This window comes from Streptomonospora halophila, from assembly GCF_039542725.1.
Taxonomy (GTDB): domain Bacteria; phylum Actinomycetota; class Actinomycetes; order Streptosporangiales; family Streptosporangiaceae; genus Streptomonospora; species Streptomonospora halophila.
Window position 1 is genome coordinate 109,747 of sequence record NZ_BAABIK010000018.1, and the last position, 19,400, is coordinate 129,146.

18 protein-coding genes are annotated in these 19,400 nt (G+C 72.4%); 8 read left to right on the forward strand and 10 right to left on the reverse strand.

Annotation, left to right across the window (positions count from 1 at the left end):
- Window positions 1-255 precede the first annotated feature (255 nt).
- From ABEA15_RS16355 to ABEA15_RS16375, 5 genes are all read right to left on the reverse strand, one after another.
- Complete coding sequence (locus ABEA15_RS16355) at window positions 256-1,701, reverse strand: serine hydrolase domain-containing protein (RefSeq protein ID WP_345557284.1); 1,446 nt, start codon at window positions 1,699-1,701, stop codon at window positions 256-258.
- Between the two features lie 273 nt (window positions 1,702-1,974).
- A complete protein-coding gene (locus ABEA15_RS16360; RefSeq protein WP_345557286.1) occupies window positions 1,975-3,288 on the reverse strand; it encodes a dihydrolipoamide acetyltransferase family protein in 1,314 nt (437 codons plus the stop codon).
- Window positions 3,289-3,302: 14 nt separating this feature from the next.
- Window positions 3,303-4,301: an alpha-ketoacid dehydrogenase subunit beta gene (locus ABEA15_RS16365; RefSeq protein ID WP_344141397.1), complete on the reverse strand. Its 999-nt coding sequence runs from the start codon at window positions 4,299-4,301 to the stop codon at window positions 3,303-3,305.
- 16 nt (window positions 4,302-4,317) lie between these two features.
- Window positions 4,318-5,445 (reverse strand): pyruvate dehydrogenase (acetyl-transferring) E1 component subunit alpha, encoded by a 1,128-nt coding sequence (gene pdhA, locus ABEA15_RS16370; RefSeq protein ID WP_344141395.1) that lies wholly within the window; start codon window positions 5,443-5,445, stop codon window positions 4,318-4,320.
- A 368-nt stretch (window positions 5,446-5,813) separates the two neighbouring features.
- Window positions 5,814-6,491, reverse strand: a complete 678-nt coding sequence (locus ABEA15_RS16375; RefSeq protein WP_344141393.1) for a GntR family transcriptional regulator — start codon at window positions 6,489-6,491, stop codon at window positions 5,814-5,816.
- Window positions 6,492-7,193: 702 nt separating this feature from the next.
- On the opposite strand from ABEA15_RS16375, the gene ABEA15_RS16380 reads away from it, so the two are divergent.
- The gene (locus ABEA15_RS16380; protein WP_344141392.1) at window positions 7,194-7,958 is read left to right on the forward strand and encodes a phosphatase PAP2 family protein; all 765 of its coding nucleotides are present in this window, start codon (window positions 7,194-7,196) and stop codon (window positions 7,956-7,958) included.
- An 88-nt stretch (window positions 7,959-8,046) separates the two neighbouring features.
- Here the strand turns inward: ABEA15_RS16380 and ABEA15_RS16385 are convergent, their stop codons facing one another.
- Entirely contained in the window at window positions 8,047-9,015 is a 969-nt protein-coding gene (locus tag ABEA15_RS16385) for a TIGR03557 family F420-dependent LLM class oxidoreductase (RefSeq protein WP_344141390.1), read from the reverse strand.
- Between the two features lie 101 nt (window positions 9,016-9,116).
- On the reverse strand, window positions 9,117-9,722 hold the full coding sequence (locus ABEA15_RS16390; protein WP_345557289.1) for a DUF1349 domain-containing protein: 606 nt from the start codon (window positions 9,720-9,722) through the stop codon (window positions 9,117-9,119).
- A 365-nt stretch (window positions 9,723-10,087) separates the two neighbouring features.
- Here ABEA15_RS16390 and ABEA15_RS16395 point away from each other — a divergent pair, with 365 nt between their 5' ends.
- The 4 genes from ABEA15_RS16395 (at window position 10,088) to ABEA15_RS16410 (ending at window position 13,917) form a co-directional block, all read left to right on the forward strand.
- Window positions 10,088-10,792, forward strand: a complete 705-nt coding sequence (locus ABEA15_RS16395) for a pyridoxine/pyridoxamine 5'-phosphate oxidase (protein WP_344141388.1) — start codon at window positions 10,088-10,090, stop codon at window positions 10,790-10,792.
- Window positions 10,793-10,902: 110 nt separating this feature from the next.
- Window positions 10,903-11,271 carry a VOC family protein gene (locus tag ABEA15_RS16400; RefSeq protein ID WP_345557291.1) on the forward strand — a complete coding sequence of 123 codons (369 nt, stop codon included), beginning with the start codon at window positions 10,903-10,905 and terminating at the stop codon, window positions 11,269-11,271.
- Window positions 11,272-11,626: 355 nt separating this feature from the next.
- The gene (locus ABEA15_RS16405) at window positions 11,627-11,944 is read left to right on the forward strand and encodes a transcriptional regulator (protein WP_344141386.1); all 318 of its coding nucleotides are present in this window, start codon (window positions 11,627-11,629) and stop codon (window positions 11,942-11,944) included.
- Between the two features lie 506 nt (window positions 11,945-12,450).
- The gene (locus ABEA15_RS16410; protein ID WP_345557293.1) at window positions 12,451-13,917 is read left to right on the forward strand and encodes an endo-1,4-beta-xylanase; all 1,467 of its coding nucleotides are present in this window, start codon (window positions 12,451-12,453) and stop codon (window positions 13,915-13,917) included.
- A 166-nt stretch (window positions 13,918-14,083) separates the two neighbouring features.
- Here ABEA15_RS16410 and ABEA15_RS16415 read toward each other — a convergent pair whose 3' ends face one another.
- Entirely contained in the window at window positions 14,084-15,010 is a 927-nt protein-coding gene (locus ABEA15_RS16415; protein ID WP_345557295.1) for an AEC family transporter, read from the reverse strand.
- Window positions 15,011-15,270: 260 nt separating this feature from the next.
- On the opposite strand from ABEA15_RS16415, the gene ABEA15_RS16420 reads away from it, so the two are divergent.
- Both ABEA15_RS16420 and ABEA15_RS16425 read left to right on the forward strand, forming a co-directional pair.
- On the forward strand, window positions 15,271-16,221 hold the full coding sequence (locus tag ABEA15_RS16420) for a DUF389 domain-containing protein (protein WP_344141382.1): 951 nt from the start codon (window positions 15,271-15,273) through the stop codon (window positions 16,219-16,221).
- 93 nt (window positions 16,222-16,314) lie between these two features.
- Entirely contained in the window at window positions 16,315-16,548 is a 234-nt protein-coding gene (locus ABEA15_RS16425) for a hypothetical protein (protein WP_344141381.1), read from the forward strand.
- An 87-nt stretch (window positions 16,549-16,635) separates the two neighbouring features.
- On the opposite strand, the gene ABEA15_RS16430 is transcribed toward ABEA15_RS16425, so the two are convergent.
- Both ABEA15_RS16430 and ABEA15_RS16435 read right to left on the reverse strand, forming a co-directional pair.
- A complete protein-coding gene (locus ABEA15_RS16430; RefSeq protein WP_345557297.1) occupies window positions 16,636-16,932 on the reverse strand; it encodes a hypothetical protein in 297 nt (98 codons plus the stop codon).
- Between the two features lie 71 nt (window positions 16,933-17,003).
- Window positions 17,004-18,047 carry a glycoside hydrolase family protein gene (locus ABEA15_RS16435; RefSeq protein ID WP_345557299.1) on the reverse strand — a complete coding sequence of 348 codons (1,044 nt, stop codon included), beginning with the start codon at window positions 18,045-18,047 and terminating at the stop codon, window positions 17,004-17,006.
- Between the two features lie 216 nt (window positions 18,048-18,263).
- On the opposite strand from ABEA15_RS16435, the gene ABEA15_RS16440 reads away from it, so the two are divergent.
- The gene (locus ABEA15_RS16440; protein WP_345557301.1) at window positions 18,264-19,358 is read left to right on the forward strand and encodes a LacI family DNA-binding transcriptional regulator; all 1,095 of its coding nucleotides are present in this window, start codon (window positions 18,264-18,266) and stop codon (window positions 19,356-19,358) included.
- Window positions 19,359-19,400 lie beyond the last annotated feature (42 nt).

Genomic DNA, 19,400 nt, shown 5'->3' on the forward strand with positions numbered 1-19,400 from the left:
CCGCCGCACGCGACGGCCGAGCCGTCGAGCCGAGGCGCCGACCGGTCGGGGCGGTGAAGGGGAGGGCCGCCTCCGACGTGGCGTCCCGGACGGCGGTTCGGGTCGCCTGCGGTGTCCAGCCTTGCGCATATGCCGCGGTCGGCGCCACCGCAGTGGGGATCCGTTACCCCGGGGGCGCGCCGACCGGGGCGCACGCGGAACGCGGTCGGGCCGGTTCCACGTGAAACAGTGCAGGTCGCGGTGCCGCCTGCCCGGCTACGGCCGCGGACCGGCACGCAGCCGCGCCGCGATCCGCGCGGCGGTGAGGACCGCCCCCACGATCCCCAGGGCCGCCACCAGCACCGCCAGTGCGGGGAACAGCAGGAACACGTCTACGGGCGTGTAGCTGTTGTCCCGCAGCGCCGGCGCGACGAAGAAGAGCAGCACGGCCGGCGCCGTCGCCGCCGCCTGAGGGAGCAGTCGGGGGACGAACCGCCACGCCGGCCAGGCGGCGCGGCGCGTCGACCACCGGGACGCGCGCCGCAGGCCCAGCGTGCCCAATGACAGCGTCAGCAGGGTGAGCGCCCCGAGCGACAGGTCGACCAGGGTCGCCGTCGGCGCCCCGGGCTCGGGATCGCGGCCCTCGGTCAGATCGATGATGCCCGAGCTGATCTCGTAGGCCTGCTCACGGGAGGGCGTGAAGCTGTTCAGCAGCACGGCCACGCCGTAGCCGCTGCTGGGCACCAGGTCCTGCTGTGCGTTGAACCCGGAGACCATCCCGCTGTGCGAGATCCGGGCGGGGGTGATCCCGGGGCTGCTGCGCTGCCAGCCCAGCCCCGACCGCTCGGCGTTGTGCTGCGGTGTGTGCGACTCGCGGATCAGGTCCTCCGAAAGCAGGCGCCGACCGCCGGGGCCGACTCCGCCCCGCTGTTGCATCGCAAGCCACGACGCCATGTCGTGCGCGGTGCTGACGACGCCGCCGGCCCCGCTGTTCATCTCCTCGGCCCCGGCGGCGGGCAGCACGGCTCCGTAGGCGGTGACGTATCCGTCGGCCAGCCCGTCGACCGGCTCGCCCGTGGTGGTGGCGTTGACCGTGTCGTCCATGCCCAGGGGAGCGAAGACCCGGTCGGCGAGGTAGTCGCCGAAGGGGCGTCCGCTCGCCTCCTCGACCACGCGGGCGGCCAGCCAGTAGTTGGCGTTGCTATAGGCGTAGTCGGTGCCGGGCTCGGTGACCGTGGTCCAGCCGCGGGTTCGGGCGGCGCCCTCCGCCAGCGTGTCGGCGGGTCCGACGACGGTCGGGTTGGGCAACCCCGAGGTGTGGGCGAGCAGCTGGCGGACCGTGATGGCGCGGCCGAAACCGACGTCGGGCAGGTAGCGGCCGACCGGGGCGTCGAGTTCGAGCCGCCCCTCGTCCGCGAGCTGCAGCGCGGCGAAGGCGGTGAATGACTTGGAGACGGAGCCGATGCGCAACCTGCTGTGCTCGGTGAGCGGCTCTCCGCGGGCGTCCTCGCCGTATCCGGCCTCGAATACGGTCTCGCCGTCGTGCACGACCGCGACGGCGGCGCCCGGGAGCCCGTGGCGGTCGAGGTAGTCCGTGATGAACGCGTCGGCCGCGGCAGGGTCGAGCCCCTCGGCGGTGCCCGCGTCCGCGGACGCGGGCACCGCCGAGGGGACGAGGACCGAGGCGGCGAGCGCCAGGAACAGTACGGGGGCCGACCGCATGCGAATACTCCTGTTCTCCGAAGGACCGCGGTCGGCGCGGCGCGAAGGCCGCCTCCCGCCCGGATGGGCGCCGCGAGCAGGTGCCACCGTGCCACCCGCCCGGGGTGCGGCGGATCAGGGCACCACCCTGAGCCGGCCCGGACTCCAGCGGTCACCGGCCGGCGCCGCCGCGGGGGCGGCTCCCCTAAGGGGTCGGCGCAGGTCCGTCCCCGGACACGCCGCGGCGCCCGCCCCGCGAGGGGACGGGCGCCACCGCCGCGATACGGGAGGCGGTCAGACCACGATCCGCATCGGGTTCTCCAGCACCTCGGCGAGGTCCTTCAGGAAGGCCGCGCCGACCGCGCCGTCGACCGCGCGGTGGTCCACCGACAGCTCCAGCGAGATGGTGTTGCGGACCACGACCTCGCCGTCGCGCACCACCGGCTGCTGCTTCATCGCCCCCACGGCCAGGATGGCCGCCTCCGGCGGGTTGATGACCGCCGAGAAGCTGTCCATCCCGTACATGCCGAGGTTGCTGACGCTGAAGGTGCCGCCGCTCATCTCCTGCGGCTTCAGCTTGCCCTCGCGGGCGCGCCCGGCGAGCTCGCGGCTGCGCTCGCCGATCTCCGACAGCGCCAGCTTGTCGGTGTCGTGCAGCACCGGGACGATCAGCCCGGCCTCCACGGCCACCGCGACGCCCACGTTGATGCGGCCGTGCTGCAGCAGCTTCTCGTCGACCCACGACCGGTTGACCTCGGGGTGGGCGCGCAGGGTGGTGGCGCAGGCCTTGACGATCAGGTCGTTGAAGCTGATCTTGCTGCCGGTGCTCTCCAGCTGGGCGTTGATCTGCGCCCGGAAGTCCTTGAGCCCCTCGGCGTCGATCGTCCGCCGCAGGTAGAAGTGCGGCGCCTCCTGCTTGCTCTGGGTGAGGCGGCGGGCGATCACCTTGCGGACGTTGCTCACCTGGAGCTCGGTCGAGTCGCGGCCGTCGTCGAAGGCCTGCCGGTCGGCCGCGGCCTGCGGCGCGGCCGCTGCCTGCGCCGGGGCGGCCTCGGGCTCGGTCGGGCGCTGCTTGGCGGCGGCCTCGATGTCGGCGCGCACGATCCTGCCCTTGGGGCCCGAGCCGCTGATCGACTCGATGTCCAGCCCGTACTCGCGGGCGAGCCGGCGCGCCAGCGGGGAGCTGCGCGGGCGCGTGCCCGCGGAGTCGCCGGAGCCGTCGGGTTTGGAGGGGGCGGGCTGCGGCGGCGCCTGCTCGCCGCCGCCCTGCGGGCGGGCCGGCGCCTCCTGGCCGGCCGTGCCGCTCTCGGCGGTCTTCTCCTCGGTGGGAGCCGCCGCCCCGCCGGAGGAGGACTCCTCGGGCACCGCGTCGGGAGTCTCGCCGATGTGGCCGATCACCGCGCCGATCGGGACGGTGTCGCCCTCGGAGACCGACTGCTGGACGAGGTAGCCGTCCTCGTAGGCCTCGTACTCCATGACGGCCTTGTCGGTCTCGATCTCGACCAGGACGTCGCCCGAGGCGACCTTGTCGCCGACGTTCTTGACCCAGGAGCTGATGACGCCTTCCTCCATGGTGTCGGAGAGGCGCGGCATGTAGATCTCTGACATCGTGTGGTTCCCCTTCACCCGACTCGCTTGCCCACAGCGCTCAGGGTCTCCTTGACGGCGGTGGTGATCGACTCTGCCGACGGAAGCGCCGCGGTCTCCAGCGGCTTGGCGTAGGGGAGCGGCACCTCGGCCATGGCCACCCGGCGCACCGGGGCGTCCAGGTAGTCGAAGGCTCCCTCCTGGATGGACGCGGCGATCTCGGCGCCGATGCCGTAGGTCAGCCAGTCGTCTTCGGCGATGACCGCGCAGCCGGTCTTGCGGACCGAGTCGACGACGGTCTGCCGGTCCAGCGGGCGCAGGCTGCGCAGGTCCACGACCTCGACGCTGATGTCCTGCTCGGCGAGCCGCTCGGCGACCTGCAGGCCGACGGCGGCCATGCGCGAGTAGCCGATGAGCGTGATGTCGGCGCCCTCCCGGGTGACGGCGGCGCGGCCGATCTCGGCGACCGACTCGTCCCCGTCGGGTACCTCGCCCTTGGAGTTGTACAGCCCCAGGTTCTCCAGGAGCATCACCGGGTCGTCGTCGCGCACGGCCGCGCGGAGCATGGCGGCGGCGTCGGCCGGGGAACTGGGGGCGAGGACCTTCAGCCCGGGGATGAAGGAGTAGAACAGCTCGATGTTCTGCGAGTGCGTCGCACCGAGCTGCTGCCCGCCGCCTCCGGGCGTGCGGATGACCATCGGCACGCTGGTCTGGCCGCCGAACATCCCGTAGACCTTGGCGGCGTGGTTGATGATCTGGTCGACGGCGATCAGGGAGAAGTTGATCGTCATCAGCTCGACGACGGGGCGCAGCCCCAGCATCGCCGCGCCGACGGAAGCGCCGACGAAGCCCTCCTCCGAGATCGGGGTGTCACGCACCCGGTTCTCGCCGAACTCGGTGAGCAGCCCCTCGGTGATCTTGTAGGAGCCCTCGAAGAGGCCGATCTCCTCGCCGAGAAGCAGGACGTTCTCGTCGCGGAGCATCTCCGCCCGCAGCGTGTCGCGCAGGGCCTGGCGGTAAGTGATCACGGACATGTACCCGCTCCTTGGTCTATTCGGCGAACACCGGGTCGGCGGGCATGCGGCGCGACTCGTTCGCCACGGGGGTGGCGTAGGTGTAGTCGAACAGCGTGGAGACATCGGGGTGGGGGCTGTTCTCGGCGAAGTCCGCGGCGTCGGCGACCTCCTCCTTGACCGAGTCGGAGATCTCCTGCTTCTTCTCCTCGGTCAGCACGCCCGCCTTCTCCAGCTGCTCGGCGAAGTCGGCGACCGGGTCGTTGGACCGGGCCTCGGCGACCTGCTCCTCGGTGCGGTACTTGGCCGGGTCGACCACGGAGTGGCCCTTGAGGCGGTAGCTCGTGCACTCCAGGATGTAGGGCCGCTGCTCGGAGCGGGCCTTCTCGACGAGGTCGGTGGCGGCGTCGCGCACGGCCAGCACGTCGCGCCCGTCCACGCGCACGCCCTCGATGCGGAAGGCGGAGCCGCGCTTGTAGAGGTCGGGCTCGGCGGAGGAGCGGTCGACCGACGTGCCCATGCCGGTGAAGTTGTTCACGATGGCGTAGACGATGGGCAGGTTCCACAGCGAGGCGAGGTTGAGAGCCTCGTGCCAGGCTCCGATGTTGGTGGTGCCGTCACCCATCTGGCACATGACGATCTCGTCGCCGCCGCGGTAGGAGACCGCCAGCGCAGCACCGGTGGCCAGGGGGAGCTGGCCGCCCACGATGCCGTAGCCGCCGAGCATGCGGGTCTCGGTGTCGTACATGTGCATGGAGCCGCCCCAGCCCTTGGCCACACCGTCGGTGCGCCCGTAGAGCTCGGCCATGACCCGCCGCGGGCTCATGCCCTTGTGGATGGCGTAGCCGTGGTCGCGGTAGTTGGTGTAGAGGTAGTCGCGCTCCTGCAGGGAGTCCATGAGGCCCACCACCGTGGCCTCCTCGCCCAGGTTCAGGTGGCAGTAGCCCCCGATGCGCGCCTGGGTGTAGGCCTGGCCCGTGCGCTCCTCGAACCTGCGGACCAGCAGCATCCGCCGGTAGTAGTCGAGCAGTACCTCGGGCTTCTCGTCGGCGACCCCGGAGGTCGCGCCGCGCGCGGCCGAGGTCGTGCTGTCCTTCCGGCTCCGCCGGCGGCCCCCCGTGCTCCTGGCGGTGCCGCCGCCCTTCGCTTTGGCCGTGTCAGCCATGCTGGTGCCTTTCTACGTGCGGAGGCGGCCTTGCGGGGGCCGGTGGGCCCGGGAAGGCCGCTACCCGGGTGCGCGGTCGGAACCGGGCCCGGGAAGAGGGTGCGCCGGCGCCGGGCTCAATCGGCGGGGCGCGCAAGTGGCTGGTTGGCTGTCCGTGGCTGGACTCGCGTCCGCCCGCCTCCCGTGTCACCCTTCCCCGGTTCCGGGCTCGGGTCACTCGTTTCGGTCGGCTCGCGTAGCTCCGTCGGCGCACATACCGTGTGATGTGCGTCGCGCACACTCTACGTACTGATCGATGATCGATCAATACGACTTTACGGGACACCCACCGCGAATCGGGCAGGCGGGGCGGCACGTCCCCGGGCGTATCAGCCCGTGCGGCCGTAGGTCTTCAGCGCGGCTTCCACGTAGTTGAGGACGTGCTCGCGCACCATGCGCCCCACATCCGGGTCCGCTCTGCGGAAGGCGTCGGTGATCTGGGCGTGGTCGGCCGCCTTGGCGTGCAGCTCCATGTTCAGCCAGCGCACGGACAGCCGCGTCCACACCTCGACGCCCAGGGACTCCCAGGTGTGCAAGAGCACACTGTTGTCGGCCGCCCGCACGATCTCGCGGTGGAACTCCACGCTGTGCTTGATCTGCTCCTCGACGTCGCTGTCGGCCGTGGCGCGGCGCAGGGCCTCGACCTCGCGCTCCAGCGGGCGCGGGTCGGCCGCCAGCCGCGGCGACGCAAGCTCGGCCGCCACCAGTTCGAGGCCGGCGCGCACCGGGTAGATCTCGGCCATGTCCGCCACGCCGAAGTCGCGAACGCGCGCGCCCTTGTTGGGCACCGACTCGATCAGGCGCAGGTTCTCCAGCTCGCGCAGGGCCTCGCGCACCGGCGCCTGGCTGACGTTGAACTCGGTCGCCACGCGGCGCTCGACGATGCGCTCGCCCGGCTGCCAGCGGCCCGAGAGCAGACCTTCCACCAGCATGTGCCGGATCTGCTCACGCAGCGGGTTCCGGGACAGGCGGACGTGGTCGTCCGGCCACTCCGGGAGGTCGACCATCAACGGCCTTTCTGCTCAGGGCCCCGGGCAGGGCGCCACGCGGTGAGAGGAGTCGGTTTCCACTACGAAGCGTGCCATACGCGGGACGGCCCGGACCTATGCCGGGCTAGGTCCGCGCCGCGGCGGACGCCGGTGGGCGCGGGGGTGAACAATAACCGGAACCGCGCTGACCAGGGGGTGAAACCGGAGTCCGGAGGAGGGGCACTCTGCGAGTGTCAGTGCCGCCGCGGGCAGCGGGACGCTATGCTCGACTGTCGGAAATGTTCCATCCAAGCCAGCCAAGCGAGGCGGACCGGCGGAGTGCACCGCTTCCGCGGTGCGGCCGCCCGGTCGGCGGCGCGTGTCCGCACCGTCCCCGGTGCGGTCTCCGGCGGCGCCGGTGCCCCACTGGCCGGCTAGCCAGGGGAGGCCGCGGCCCCCATGTCCCCGGCGCCTTGGCGCACCCGTTCCCAACCGATCCAGACCGAGCGGCGAGCCCGTCCCCCCAACGCACAAACGTGCCGCAGGCCAGCCCACGAATCGTGAGACAGCACTGAGCACATGATGCATACATTGCGGATCCGGTCGAACCCGCCGTTGCGCGCCGGGATATCGAGACCCATGTCACAGACCCGGCGATCGCTCGGTGTCGGCTCCCAGACCTCGGTCGGCGGCGCCGCATCAGGCCGACGGTCCAGGTCACCGCAGGTCACCTGGCCAAGCGTGAGCGAAATCGCGTGGGGCCTGGCGTCCGACAAGACGGCGATCATGCTGGCTGTGGCATTGATCATCATGACCGTTCTCTCAGCCGGCCCGCTCCACCCTATCGACAATCTGATCAACAACGCACCTCGGCCGTTCTGGGAGCAGCTGCGCATTCCGATGATCCTGTGGCCCGACACGGTCGCCTCGCGGTTCGTGGCGCTGCCGGTGCTGGGCGTGACGTGCCTGCAGCTGGCCTACTGGCACCGCTCCTGGCGGCCGATCATCCTGGGCGCCGTCGGCCCCTTCGGCATGGTCTGCCTCGTCGCGGCGATGAAGCTGCTGTTCACCCGCAGCCATCCGCGCACGCAGGACCCCGCGTTCTTCTCCGACTCCGGAGTCTCCTTCCCCTCCGGGCACGGCGCCAACGCCATCCTCATCTACGGGCTCGTCCTGTTCCTGATCATCCGCTACCGGGCGGCGCGGCCGCACATCGTCCGCCGGCTGGCCTACTGCATCGTGGGCATCGCCGTGCTGCAGGCGATGGTGTCGGTATACCTGCACTTCCACTGGTTCACCGACCTGCTGACCGGCATGGTCGCCGGCGGCCTCGCACTCGCGTTGACCATCCGGCTGGACCGGATGATCCCCGAGGGGCGCACCGTCTACTGGTGGCCCTGGTACGGCGGCAGCCTGTGGCGCGGCGAGGACCCCGACAGCGACGGGGCCGACCGCGCCGACGAGCGGGCCGAGGACGGCCCGGGCGACCGGGCCGAGCGGGGCTGAGTCCCGCCGCCCGGACCCGGGCCGCCGCCCTACTCCGGACCCCGGCCTCCCCGCGGCGCGACGAGGCCGGCTCCGCCGTCGGGCGGGCTCATCCCGCCGGCGCGGCGGCGTCCAACCGCCCGCTGAGCTCCTTGGCGAAGAAGTCGAAGAACCCGTCGGGATCGGGCCCGGCGTTGACCAGCGCGAGCCGGTCGAACCCGGCGTCGGCGAACTGCTTGACGGCGGCGGCGTGGCGCTCGGGATCGGGCCCGTAGCCGAACGCGGAGGCCATGTCCTCTTCGCGCACGTGGGCCGTCGCCGCCTCGAAGTTGGCCACGTTGGGCAGTTCGGCCTGGACCTTCCAGCCGGTCACGCCGAAGCGGAACATGCGGTGTGCGGACTTCAGCGCGGTCTCCTCGTCGGGCGCCCAGGACAGCGGCACCTCGGCGTAGCGGGGCCCGCTGCCGCCGGCGTGGCGGTAGGCGCGGGTCAGCGCGTGGTCGGGCTCGGTCGCGAAGAGGGCGTCGCCCTGCTCGGCGGCCAGGCTTGCCGCCGCCTCCCCGCCCGCTGCCACCGCGATCAGCGGCGGGTCCTCGGGCAGGTCGAACACTCGGGCGTCGACCAGCCGCAGGTGCTCGCCCTCGAAGGAGCGGTAGCCGCCCTGCCACAGCAGCCGGATGATCTGCAGCGACTCCCGCAGCATCGCGTGGCGTTCGGCGACCGAGGGCCAGGGCCTGCCGACCACGTGCTCGTTGAGCTGCTCGCCCGCGCCCAGGCCGAGTACGAAGCGCCCGTCGGCCAGCAACGCGGTCGTGGCCGCGGCCTGCGCGACCAGAGCGGGGTGGTAGCGGATGAACGGGCAGGTCACCCCGGTGGCCAGGCCGATCCGCCGGGTGCGGGCCGCGATGGCGGCCAGGATCGACCAGGCGAAGCCCGAGTGCCCGTGGCTCTCCAGCCACGGGTGGTAGTGGTCGCTGATCTCGACGAAGTCGAAGCCCGCCGCCTCGGCGCGCTCGGCTTGGCGCACCATCTCCTGCGGCGAGTAGCCCTCGGCGAAGAGCTTGTAGCCGATCTGCATGATCCCTCCACGACTGACGCCGGCGTCCGGCGTGCCGCTACCCGGCTGACCGGGGGGCATGCAACGGCGGCGCGGGCCCGGGAGGGCGCGGTGCGGTGGGCTCAGCTGCCGTCGCGCACGTCGGCGATGCGCTCGGCGGAGTAGGCGATCTCCTCGAAGCGGACCGTCGTGCCCGCGCCCGTGGGGCTCTGGGCGAGGAAGCCGACCTCGGCCTCGTCGTGCAGCGCGAAGTACCGGATCAGCTCCCAGGGGCCGTCGTCCACACGCATGTGGAAGACGTAGGCCGAGCCGGTGCGGCCGGCGCGCAGCCGGACGTCGGCGGCCGCGGGGTCGGCTCGGAAGGAGTTGCAGTCGTCGCTGACACCGCGGTTGACCACCGACACCACGGTCGCACTGCCCTGCGGTGACGCCTCCACGCACAGTTTGGCCCAGGTGTCGGGACCGGAGTGCAGGACCAGGGCGGCCGCGTCGAAGGTCGCGGTCAGGTCGACGCGCACCAGCGCGCTGACGCAGAAGTCGCCGTTGAGCGCGCCTACGAGCGCGGGGGCGTTGTCGTGGCGCGTGCCGTCGGCGGGGTCGGTGAACAGGTCGGTGCCTCCGGCGGCGCTGACGACGAGCTTGTCGTAGCCCTCGACCGTGTAGGCCTCGGGCGCGTTGAGCCAGCGCATCGCGACGGGGAATGCCGATAGGGAGACGGGATCGGCCATGAGGGGCTCCAATGGCGCGCAGGGGCCGCGGGCTGCGGCGGTTGAACGGGCGGGACCGGGCTCGCTCCGCCGTGGGGATAGGCGAGGAACATACTGATCGCCGGTCGGCCGCGGCAAGGGTCTATCGGCAGTGGCGCGCATCGGTGCGCGGCCGATTCGGGAGCGCTCCCATTCTACGGCGCCGGTTCTGCTTCTGCGCGGGGACCTCCAGCACACAGGCGTTTCCGGGCGGGCCGAGGGCCGTTCCGCGGGCGGCGCGGCGCCCTCATGCGCCTCCCCGGCGGGCCCCTATGCTGAACCCGCGGGCACGCCGGTGCGGCGGGCCCGGTCGGACGGACGCGGGGCGAAGGGGACGGATGGAAGGCATGGCGCGCGAATCCGGTGGAGCGTCCGCGCAGGGCGGGGGCGCGGTCGGCGGCCCGATGCGGGAGCGGCTGCGCACGATCCCGGTGTTCGCAGGAGAGGTCCCGGCGTTCGACCCCGATACGGCCCCGGACGACCCGGTGGAGCTGTTCACGCAGTGGCTCGACCACGCCCTTCGCGTAGGGGTGCCCGAGCCGCACGTGATGAACCTGGCCACGGCCGACGCCGCCAACCGCGTGGCCTCCCGCTTCCTCATCCTCAAGGACGCCGGCCCGCACGGCTGGTCGTTCGCGACGGGCTCGGCCAGCCCCAAGGGGCGCGACCTGGACGCGAACCCGCACGCGGCACTGGCCTGCTACTGGCCGCGGGTGGGCCGCCAGATCCGGATCGCCGGCACCGCCGCGCCCGAGAGCCGGCGCACCAGCGCCGCCGACTTCCTTGCCCGCTCTCCCGACGCGCGCGCGGAGGCGCTGGTGGGCGGGCAGAGCGCGCCGATGGACTCGGTGCAGGAGCACGAGCGCGAGCTGTCCGCGGCCCGCGAGCGCATCGCCGCGGACCCCTCGCTCGTCGCGCCCGAGTGGACCCTGTACACGCTGCGCCCCGACTACGTGGAGTTCTGGCAGGGCTCGCGCGACCGCAACCACGTCCGCCTGCGCTACACGGCGGCGGGGGAGGGCCGGTGGCAGCGGGCGCTGCTGCGGCCCTGAAGGCGGTCGGCGCGGCGGTCCGCCGCGAATGTCACCGGGACGCGCAACGATGGTGCTGCGGCGTGTGCCGCCGCGCCCGCCCGGACCGAGACCCCGAAGAGGAGCCACCGATGATCGGCCGCCTTTCCACCGTCGTCCTGGACTGCCCCGACCCCCACGCGCTGGCCGCGTTCTACTCCGAGCTGCTCGGTATGCCGATCACGCGGGTCGACGGCGACTGGATCGACATCGGCGAGCGGGGGGCCACGCAGGTGAGCTTCCAGCACGCCCCCGACCACGTGCCGCCGCGCTGGCCCGACCCCGCCTATCCGCAGCAGTTGCACCTCGACGTCGAGGTCGAGGACATCGCCGCGGCCGAGGAGCGGGTGCTCGCCCTGGGCGCGACCAAGGTGGGCGAGGGCCGCGACTTCCGCGTCTACACCGACCCCGCCGGACACCCGTTCTGCCTGGTCTTCGAGTCCTCCCCGGCCGCGGGGTGAGCGGCGGCCGCTCCGGCGCCGCGGGCGGGTCCGCGGGCGCGCGTCACGGATCGTGCGGACGTCCGCGTCGCGATGCGGGCGCCCGTCCGCGCCTGCGCACGCCTTCCGGGCGGCGCGGGTAGGCCGGCGGCGCGCGCCGCTCCGGCGTGGCACCGACCGCGGTGGGCCGAGGCGTGTTCGACTGAAGTACGGGCTGGTCGGCCGCACGACCTTGCGGCACCGGGCCCACTTCGCCGCAGCACCGGCCCGGCTCGCCGGGCCGGGGACCGCCTCCGCCGCGCACGCCCGCTCGCGCTCCTGCGCGCATGCGTGCCTGCACCGGTGAGGGCGGCCCCGACACCAGGGGAGGCAGCGCATGCCGATCACCGAGACCCTGTTCGACGACTTCATCCACGTGCGGCCGCGGTTGGCGATCCTGGTCCGACTGGCACGCGCGGGGTGGGTGGAGTTCACCCAGGTGCGCGAGAGCGTCGGATGCAGCGAGTCGGCGCTGTCCAAGCAGGTCACCGCGCTGAAGGACGCCGGGTACACCGAGGTGCGCAAGATGACCGAGCGCCACCGGCGCCGCACCTGGATCCGGCTGACCGACGAAGGAAGCGCCGCGCTGGCGCGCCACCTGGACGCGCTGGAGCGCCTCTGCGCCCACGTGCGCGGCCCGGGCCCGCGGCCCTGAGCGGGCGCGCTCGCGCACCGGCCGATCCGGCCTGCGGGCCGTCGCCGGTGGACGCACCGCCCGACACGGCGCTCTCGCCCGTGCCGGGCGAGGTGCCCCCAGCGACCCGGTGCGCTTGTTTCGGTCGACCTTTAGGCCCGTGATTCGGTCACTCCTATTGCGTTATGTGCTCCGAAATTATCGGAACCCGCACCTGTGGACTCCATGAGGTGCGCCCGCCAAAAACGAGTGCACTCCCGAGTTTGCGGTTATCGGACTGCACTTAGCCGAGATTCCGGACAAGCATTATCGGGCTCCGTGGCGTCGATAGTTTCGGATTTTGTGCCGAGAGATGGCGAATGTCCTGGTATTGGACTCGGGTTCGTTCGGGCGCCTGATTGGTCCGTAATCTCTTCTTCCCGCGCCGTCTGAACCGGTGTTACGTTCATCACGCTCATGAGCTGGGAGCGCTCCACCTTCACGATCCCCCCGATTCCACTGGATTCGCGCACCTGGAGGTGCCTGACGTGAGACTCGCAAGAAGCGGCGGTCGCGGGACCCCGCGCCGCCACCGGGCGACCCCCGCCCGGCGGGCAGCCGGCGCGGCGTTCGCGGCGCTTCTCGGCGCGGCGGTGCTGGTGCCGGCCGCACCGGCGGCCGCCGACGCCCCCCTCCGTGACCACGCCGACCAGATGGGCTTCGAGATCGGCGCGGCGCTGGCAGCGAACCATCTGCAGAACGACAGCCAGTACGCCGATCTGGCGGCGACCGAGTTCAACGCCGCGACGCCCGAGAACGCGATGAAATGGGAGTCCACCGAGCCCTCCCGCAACCAGTTCGACTTCGGCAGTGCCGACGCCTTCATGGACTTCGCCCAGGCGAACAACCAGAAGGTGCGCGGGCACACCCTCGTGTGGCACAACCAGCTCCCGTCCTGGGTGGAGAACGGCAACTTCAGCGAGAGCGAACTGCGCTCGGTCATGGAGAACCACATCGACCGGGTGGCCGGCCGCTACGCCGGTGAGATCGCCTACTGGGACGTCGCCAACGAGATCTTCCTGGGCGACGGCTCCTGGCGCGACTCGGTCTTCTACCGCACCCTCGGCCCGGACTTCGTGGCCGACGCGCTGCGCATGACGGCCGAGGCCGACCCCAACGCCGAGCTGTGGCTGAACGATTACAGCATCGACGGGGTCAACGCCAAGAGCGACGCCTACTACAACCTGATCCGGGACCTGATCGCCCAGGGCGTCCCGATCGACGGCATCGGTCTGCAGGCGCACCTGATCAACGGCCAGGTGCCCGGCAGCCTGCAGCAGAACATCCAGCGCTTCGCCGATCTCGGCATCAAGGTGGCCATCACCGAGCTGGACGTGCGCATCGAGATGCCCGCAAGCCAGAGCGAGCTGGAGCAGCAGGCCCGCGACTACCGCTCGGTCATGGACGCCTGCCAGGCGGTCGACGGCTGCGTGGCCGTCACGGTCTGGGGCGTCTCCGACCAGTACTCCTGGGTGCCGGACACGTTCGAGGGCCAGGGCGCCCCACTGCTGTTCAACGACAGCTACCAGCCCAAGCCGGCCTACGACGCCGTGCACGAGGCCCTCGGCGGGACCGGCGACGGCGACGGGGACGGGGACGGGGACGGAGACGACGACGATCCGCCGCCGACATCGGGCCCCTGCGCCGTGGACTACTCCGCCGCCAACGAGTGGAGCACCGGGTTCACCGGTCAGATCACCGTCACCAACAACGGTGACACCGCGCTGGACGGCTGGAGCCTGGAGTTCGACTTCCCCAGCGGCCAGCAGATCACCAACGGCTGGAACGCCGAGTGGTCCCAGTCCGGCTCCACCGTGACCGCCACCAACACCGGATGGAACGGCGCCGTCCCGGCGGGCGGTTCCGTGACGGTCGGCTTCAACGCCAGCCACGACGGCGGCAACGCGGAACCCGAGGCGTTCACGCTGAACGGGCAGTCCTGCTCGGTCTCCTAGCCGCCCCCCTTTCGGGCCGCACGCGCCGGTCGTGACACGGCGCCGCGGCCGGGCCAGGAGACCGCCGGGCCGGCCGGACCGCATCCCCCATTTCGGCCGGCCCATCCACGGCCCCCGCCGCACCGCGGCGGGGGCCGCTCCCACTACCGCGCACGGCCCGGGGCGCTCACCCCAGTAGGAAGGCGATGGAGACCAGTACGGGCAGGGTGAGGAATGTCGTAAGCAGCACGATCTCCCGGGTCATCTGCGTGGCCGTGTCGTAGCGCACGGCGTAGGTATAGGTGTTCTGCGCGGTCGGCAGCGCGGCGATCACCACCACCGTGAACAGCTCCACGCCCTCAAGCCCGAACCAGAAGGTGCCCATCGCCCACGCGGCAGCCGGCTGGACCAGGCACTTGAGCACGACGGCGAGCGCGAGGGGGCCGCGCTGCGGTCCCCGCCCGGGCAGCGGGCTGCCGTGCAGCGAGATACCGAAGGCCAGCAGCACCGACGGCACCGACATCGATCCGACCAGCTCGAACGGCTGCATCAGCGGGTCGGGCACGGTCCAGCCGCTCGCCGCCACCGCGACGCCCGCCAGGGACCCGATCACGACCGGGTTGCGCAGCGGCGCGGCGACGATGCGCGTGAGGCCGACGCGGGTGCCCGGCGTGCGGCGCGCCAGGTCCAGCGCGGCCAGCCCGATCGGGACCACCACCATGAGCTGCAGCAGCAGCACCGGAGCGACCAGCGAGGCGTCGCCCAGCACGTAGGCCGAAACGGGGATGCCGAGGTTGCCGGAGTTGACGTAGCCCGCGCACAGCGCGCCCATCGTGGTCGTGCCCGCGTCCCACCGGCGCAGGGCGGCCGCGGCGAGGAACAGGGCCGCCACCACCGCGATGCTCAGCGCGCTCACCAGTAGCGGGGCGTGCACGAGCATCGACAGGTCGGCGTCGGAGAGGATCTCGAACAGCAGCGCGGGGGTGGCGACGAAGAAGGCGAGGTTGGTCAGCACGCGGCTGCCGTTGTCGCCGAGCGCGTCGAGCCGGCCGAGGATGTAGCCGAGGGCGACGATGCTCGCGATCACGCCGAACCCGATCGCGACCCCGATCACGGCGCGCCCCCCGTATCGCCTTCGCCTGCCGCCCGACACCGGCTCCGCCGGGCCGCGACGACCCTAGCCGCGCTCCGCGGGGGCCGCCACGGCGTGGCTCACACCCCGGCCGGGGACGCGCCCGGGCATGCGCGTTGCGGAATCGGTATGCATGAACGTCGCGTGAGTGGCCAGCCTGTGCCAAACCGGCGTATACCAACGGTATCCAGGCCCTAAGGTGGTGTCTTCGCGTGTTCGGACAGGGCTGAAAGGGCCGGGAGTTGCTGCACCTGAGGGTGATCTCACCGCACGATCGGACCGACGACGTGCTCGAAGTGCTGAAGAGCCAGGTCGGCGTCGCACACGTCGTCGTCTTCGAGAAGGCCGCGGTCCAGCCCGAGGGCGACGCCGTCGAGGCCGACCTGGCACGCGAGTGCGTCGACGACGTCCTCCTGCAGCTCTCCAAGCTCGACATCGACCACACCGGCGCTATCACGCTGGAGGCGCTGGAGACCACGCTGTCGGACTCGGCCGACACCGCGCGCGCCGACGCACCCGGCCACGGCCACGAGGCGGTGGTGTGGGAGGAGCTGATCTCCCGCGCCGACGACGACTCCCACCTCAACTGGGTCTACCTGACGTTCCTCACGCTGGGGCTGATGATCGCCGCCGTGGGCGTGGTGACCAACTCGCCGGTCACCGTCGTGGGCGCCATGGCCGTGGCCCCCGACTTCGGCCCGTTGGCGGCCTTCGGCGTGGGCCTCATCGGCCGCCGCTGGGACCTGGTGCGCCAGTCCGCCGCCACGACGGCGGTCGGGTTCGGCGTCGCGATGGCGATCACCGCCGTGTTCATGCTGGTGCTGGAGTGGACCGGGCAGGTGACCATCAGCGCGCCGGGGCTGAGCAACCAGAGCCAGGTCGACTTCATCTACGAGGTCGGGCCGTTCTCCCTGATCGTCGCGCTGCTCGCGGGCACCGCCGGCATGCTCAGCCTCCTCTCGGCCAAGTCGTCCGCGCTGGTGGGCGTCTTCATCTCGGTGACGACGGTGCCCGCCGCCTCCTACGCGGTCGTGGCGGCGACCCTCCTCGACTGGGAGCGGGCGATCCAGTCGATCGAGCAGCTCGTCGTCAACCTCGTCGGCATCATGATCGCCGCCACCGTCGTGCTGGCGGTGCGCACCCGCCGCGAGCACCGCAGCGGCGAGCAGGGGCGCCCTCTCAGCCAGCGCTGAACCGGCGCGCGCCGGAGGTTTTCGGGCATGTTCGCGTGCTCATCGGGCAGCGGCACGGAGAGCGAACCGAGCCGCTTCGACGGGAGGAGCGACATGGCGGAGCAGACACCGAGCAGCCCGCTCAAGGACAAGAACTACAACCTGGTGTGGGCCGTTCAGCAGTCCCTGGACAACGTCTACCGGCTGCAGACCTACATCGAGGACGCCGAGCGGGAGGGCGACCAGGAGGTCGCCTCCTGGCTGCGGCGCATCCAGGAGAACAACCAGAAGGCGGGCGACCAGGGCAAGCGCATGCTCGCCCAGCGCCTCCAGGCCGAGAGCAGCTGATCGACGGGGCCGCCGCCGGCCGGCGGCGGCCCCGCGTCCGCGGCCGCCGCCCGCGCACTGCGCGGGTCGGCGGCCGCGCCTGTCAGCTCACCCGGTGTGCGGCGCGAACAGCAGGTCCGCGTCGGCGCGCTCGACGGTGCCGCCGTAGCCGTACATCAGCACCCGCCCCGAGCGCCCGGTGCGCCGGTAGCGGTGCAGGGACGGCTGTGCGGCGCTCAACCTCAGCGCGCGGTCGGCCGGGTGCTCACCGGGCACGGTGTCGGGCACGTGCGGCCGCTCGATCACGACGACGGCCTCGGGTGCCTCGTCCACCGCATACTCCCGGCCGTCGAGCGGTCCGCCGGAGAACCCCGCGCGCACTCCGCCGGAGGCGATCTGCTTCACCCCTCCGATGGTGGCCTCTCGCGCCCCCGGGCGCCAGGCGCGCGGGGAGGCCGGTGCGGGGCGCGGAGGCGTCACGCGCGGGCGACGGCGATCGTGGCGCCCAGTCGGCTGCCCGCCTCGTAGAGCATGTACTGCGTTCCGCGGTGGGACCCGTAGGAGGGCGCGGCCGAGCGCCCGTTGTCGGGTGGTCCCGCCATGGGCTCGTGCACGGTGCCGAGGTGGCGGCGCAGGGAGAAGTCGCGTCCGACCTCGGTGAGGCGGATGTCGCCCTCGCTGGTGTGGTAGGCGACGTAGGTGCTCGCGCCGCGTTCGACCACGTGCGGTCCCGACAGGTTCGCGGCCCCCGCGGCCGCATGGTCGACCAGCGGCTCCGGGTCGAACTCGAACGAGACGCCGTCGGCCGACCATCCCCAGCCGATCGAGCGGTGGTTGGTCGTGTCGTTGCGCATGAACACCATCACGTAGCGGGACCCCCGGTCGGGCAGCGGGTGCTCGAAGACGCGGGCGTAGGAGGCCTCGGTGGTGCCCTCGGGGAGCATCGCCGTGGTCAGCACCTCGCCCTCGTAGGAGAACGCGGCGCCGTCGCGGGAGCGCGCCAGCCGGGTGGTGGTGTTCTCGCCGTGGAAGTACAGCCACATCTCGCGCTCGTGCTCGTTCCACAGGACGTGCGGTGAAGATACGTGGCTGACCGAGTAGTGCGGCGCCCATTCGCGCCCGACGATCGGGTTGCCCGGATGCTCGGTGTAGGGGCCCTCGGGGGTGTCGGCGTAGGCCAGGCAGATCCCGCCGGGCGCGTCGTGCGGGGCGTAGTAGAGCAGGAAGCGGCCGGGTGCGTCGGGCAGCCGCCCCTCCGTCCCGCGCAGGCAGGGGAAGATGAACTCGCCCGTGGGGTTGTAGGCCAGGTTCGCGGTGTCCAGGGCCTCCCGGACGAAGGTGTATTCCGGCAGCACGCCCGCGGCGCGGCGCGGGGCGGCGGCCGCGGGGGAGGCGGCGAGTCCGCCGAGGGCTCCGGCGGCGGTGGCCGCGGCCGCTGTGCGCAGCAGGGTGCGGCGGTCGATTCCGTGCGGGGCGCTGCGGTGTGTCGAGGGGCGGGGCTCGGGCTGTGTCTCGGGCATGGGGCTCCCTTCCGGGGTGCGCCGGGGGCGGCGCGTCCGGGTGTCGAGAGTGCGAGCTTCGACCAGCTCCGATGCCTCAGTCAATAACCTAATACGTATTAACGAAACTTCTCCGTCGCCGGAGAGAAATCCGCCCGCAACCCTTGACGAAGAACGGTGGCGCAGCTCAAAGTCGGGAGCTAATCCGCATTAGCTTGCAAACAGAGGAGATCTCCGGTGTCCGACACCGCGTCGCCGCCACCGACGCCCCCGCGTCCGGCCGGGCGGGCGAAGCCCCGCCAGTCCGACATCGCCCGGGCCGCGGGCGTTTCCCAGGCGACGGTCTCGCTGGTGCTCCGGGGCGCGGCCACCGGCGTGGTCCTGGCCCCCGAGACGCGCCGGCGGGTGCTGAGCGCCGCCGAGGAGCTGGGCTATGTGCCCGACCCCGTCGCCACCCGGCTGGCGGCGGCGCGCAACGGCATGCTCGGGCTGTACACCTTCAGCACCACCTTCCCGACGGACGTGGCGCACTCCTACTACCCCGTGCTCGTGGGCGTCGAGGAGGAGGCCGCCGCGCAGGGCCAAGACCTGATCCTGTTCACCGGGGCGAGCCGCGCCGCCGACCCCACCAGCGACGCCGCCGCGGTGCGCCGCGTCCGCGCCGCCGACGGCTGCCTGTTCTTCGGCCGCCACGTGCCCCGGGACCCGATCCGCCGGCTGAGCGAGGACGGCTTCCCCTTCGTCTACATCGGCCGCCGCGAGGAGCCCGGCATCAGCTACGTCGGCGCCGACTACGTCTCGGCGTCGGCGGAGGTGGCCGCGCGCCTCGCCGCGCTGGGCCACCGCCGCGTCCGCTACCTGCGCGAGAACGACGACGCACCCGCTTCCACCGACCGCGAGCGCGGCGTCGCCGACGGGGCCCGCGGCTCCGGGCTGGAGACCGACGGCTTGGTCGAACGCACCGACGGCGGCGACGTGGAGGCCCGGCTCGCGCGCTGGCGCGACGAGGGTGTCACCGCGGTGATCACCGAGGAGACCGACACGGGCGCTGCGCTGTCCGGGCTCACCGCCGCCGTCGCCCGCGCCGGCCTGAGCTGCCCCGGCGACCTCTCGCTCGCCCTCCTGGGCACCCCCGCCGCGGCGCCTGCAGCACCGGTCCCCGGGCTCGCCGGCGCGATCAGCGGCTTCGGGGTGCCCATGCGCGAGATGGGCCGCGCCGCGGTTCGGCTGCTGCTCGACCTCATCGAGGGCGGCCCTGCTCCCCGGTCGCACCTGCTGGCCTGCGAGCCCGTGGCCGGCGCGACCATCGGCCCTCCGCACCCGGGCCGCTGATCCCGCCCGCCACCGCGCCGACCCCACCACGCACCCCCGCTC

Bases quoted from the DNA above. Each gene is read 5' to 3' on its own strand.
- ABEA15_RS16355 (WP_345557284.1), bottom strand. From the start codon at position 1,701: ATGCGGTCGGCCCCCGTACTGTTCCTGGCGCTCGCCGCCTCGGTCCTC.
- ABEA15_RS16360 (WP_345557286.1), bottom strand. From the start codon at position 3,288: ATGTCAGAGATCTACATGCCGCGCCTCTCCGACACCATGGAGGAAGGC.
- ABEA15_RS16365 (WP_344141397.1), bottom strand. From the start codon at position 4,301: ATGTCCGTGATCACTTACCGCCAGGCCCTGCGCGACACGCTGCGGGCG.
- pdhA (WP_344141395.1), bottom strand. From the start codon at position 5,445: ATGGCTGACACGGCCAAAGCGAAGGGCGGCGGCACCGCCAGGAGCACG.
- ABEA15_RS16375 (WP_344141393.1), bottom strand. From the start codon at position 6,491: ATGGTCGACCTCCCGGAGTGGCCGGACGACCACGTCCGCCTGTCCCGG.
- ABEA15_RS16385 (WP_344141390.1), bottom strand. From the start codon at position 9,015: ATGCAGATCGGCTACAAGCTCTTCGCCGAGGGCTACTCGCCGCAGGAG.
- ABEA15_RS16390 (WP_345557289.1), bottom strand. From the start codon at position 9,722: ATGGCCGATCCCGTCTCCCTATCGGCATTCCCCGTCGCGATGCGCTGG.
- ABEA15_RS16395 (WP_344141388.1), top strand. From the start codon at position 10,088: ATGGCGCGCGAATCCGGTGGAGCGTCCGCGCAGGGCGGGGGCGCGGTC.
- ABEA15_RS16400 (WP_345557291.1), top strand. From the start codon at position 10,903: ATGATCGGCCGCCTTTCCACCGTCGTCCTGGACTGCCCCGACCCCCAC.
- ABEA15_RS16405 (WP_344141386.1), top strand. From the start codon at position 11,627: ATGCCGATCACCGAGACCCTGTTCGACGACTTCATCCACGTGCGGCCG.
- ABEA15_RS16425 (WP_344141381.1), top strand. From the start codon at position 16,315: ATGGCGGAGCAGACACCGAGCAGCCCGCTCAAGGACAAGAACTACAAC.
- ABEA15_RS16435 (WP_345557299.1), bottom strand. From the start codon at position 18,047: ATGCCCGAGACACAGCCCGAGCCCCGCCCCTCGACACACCGCAGCGCC.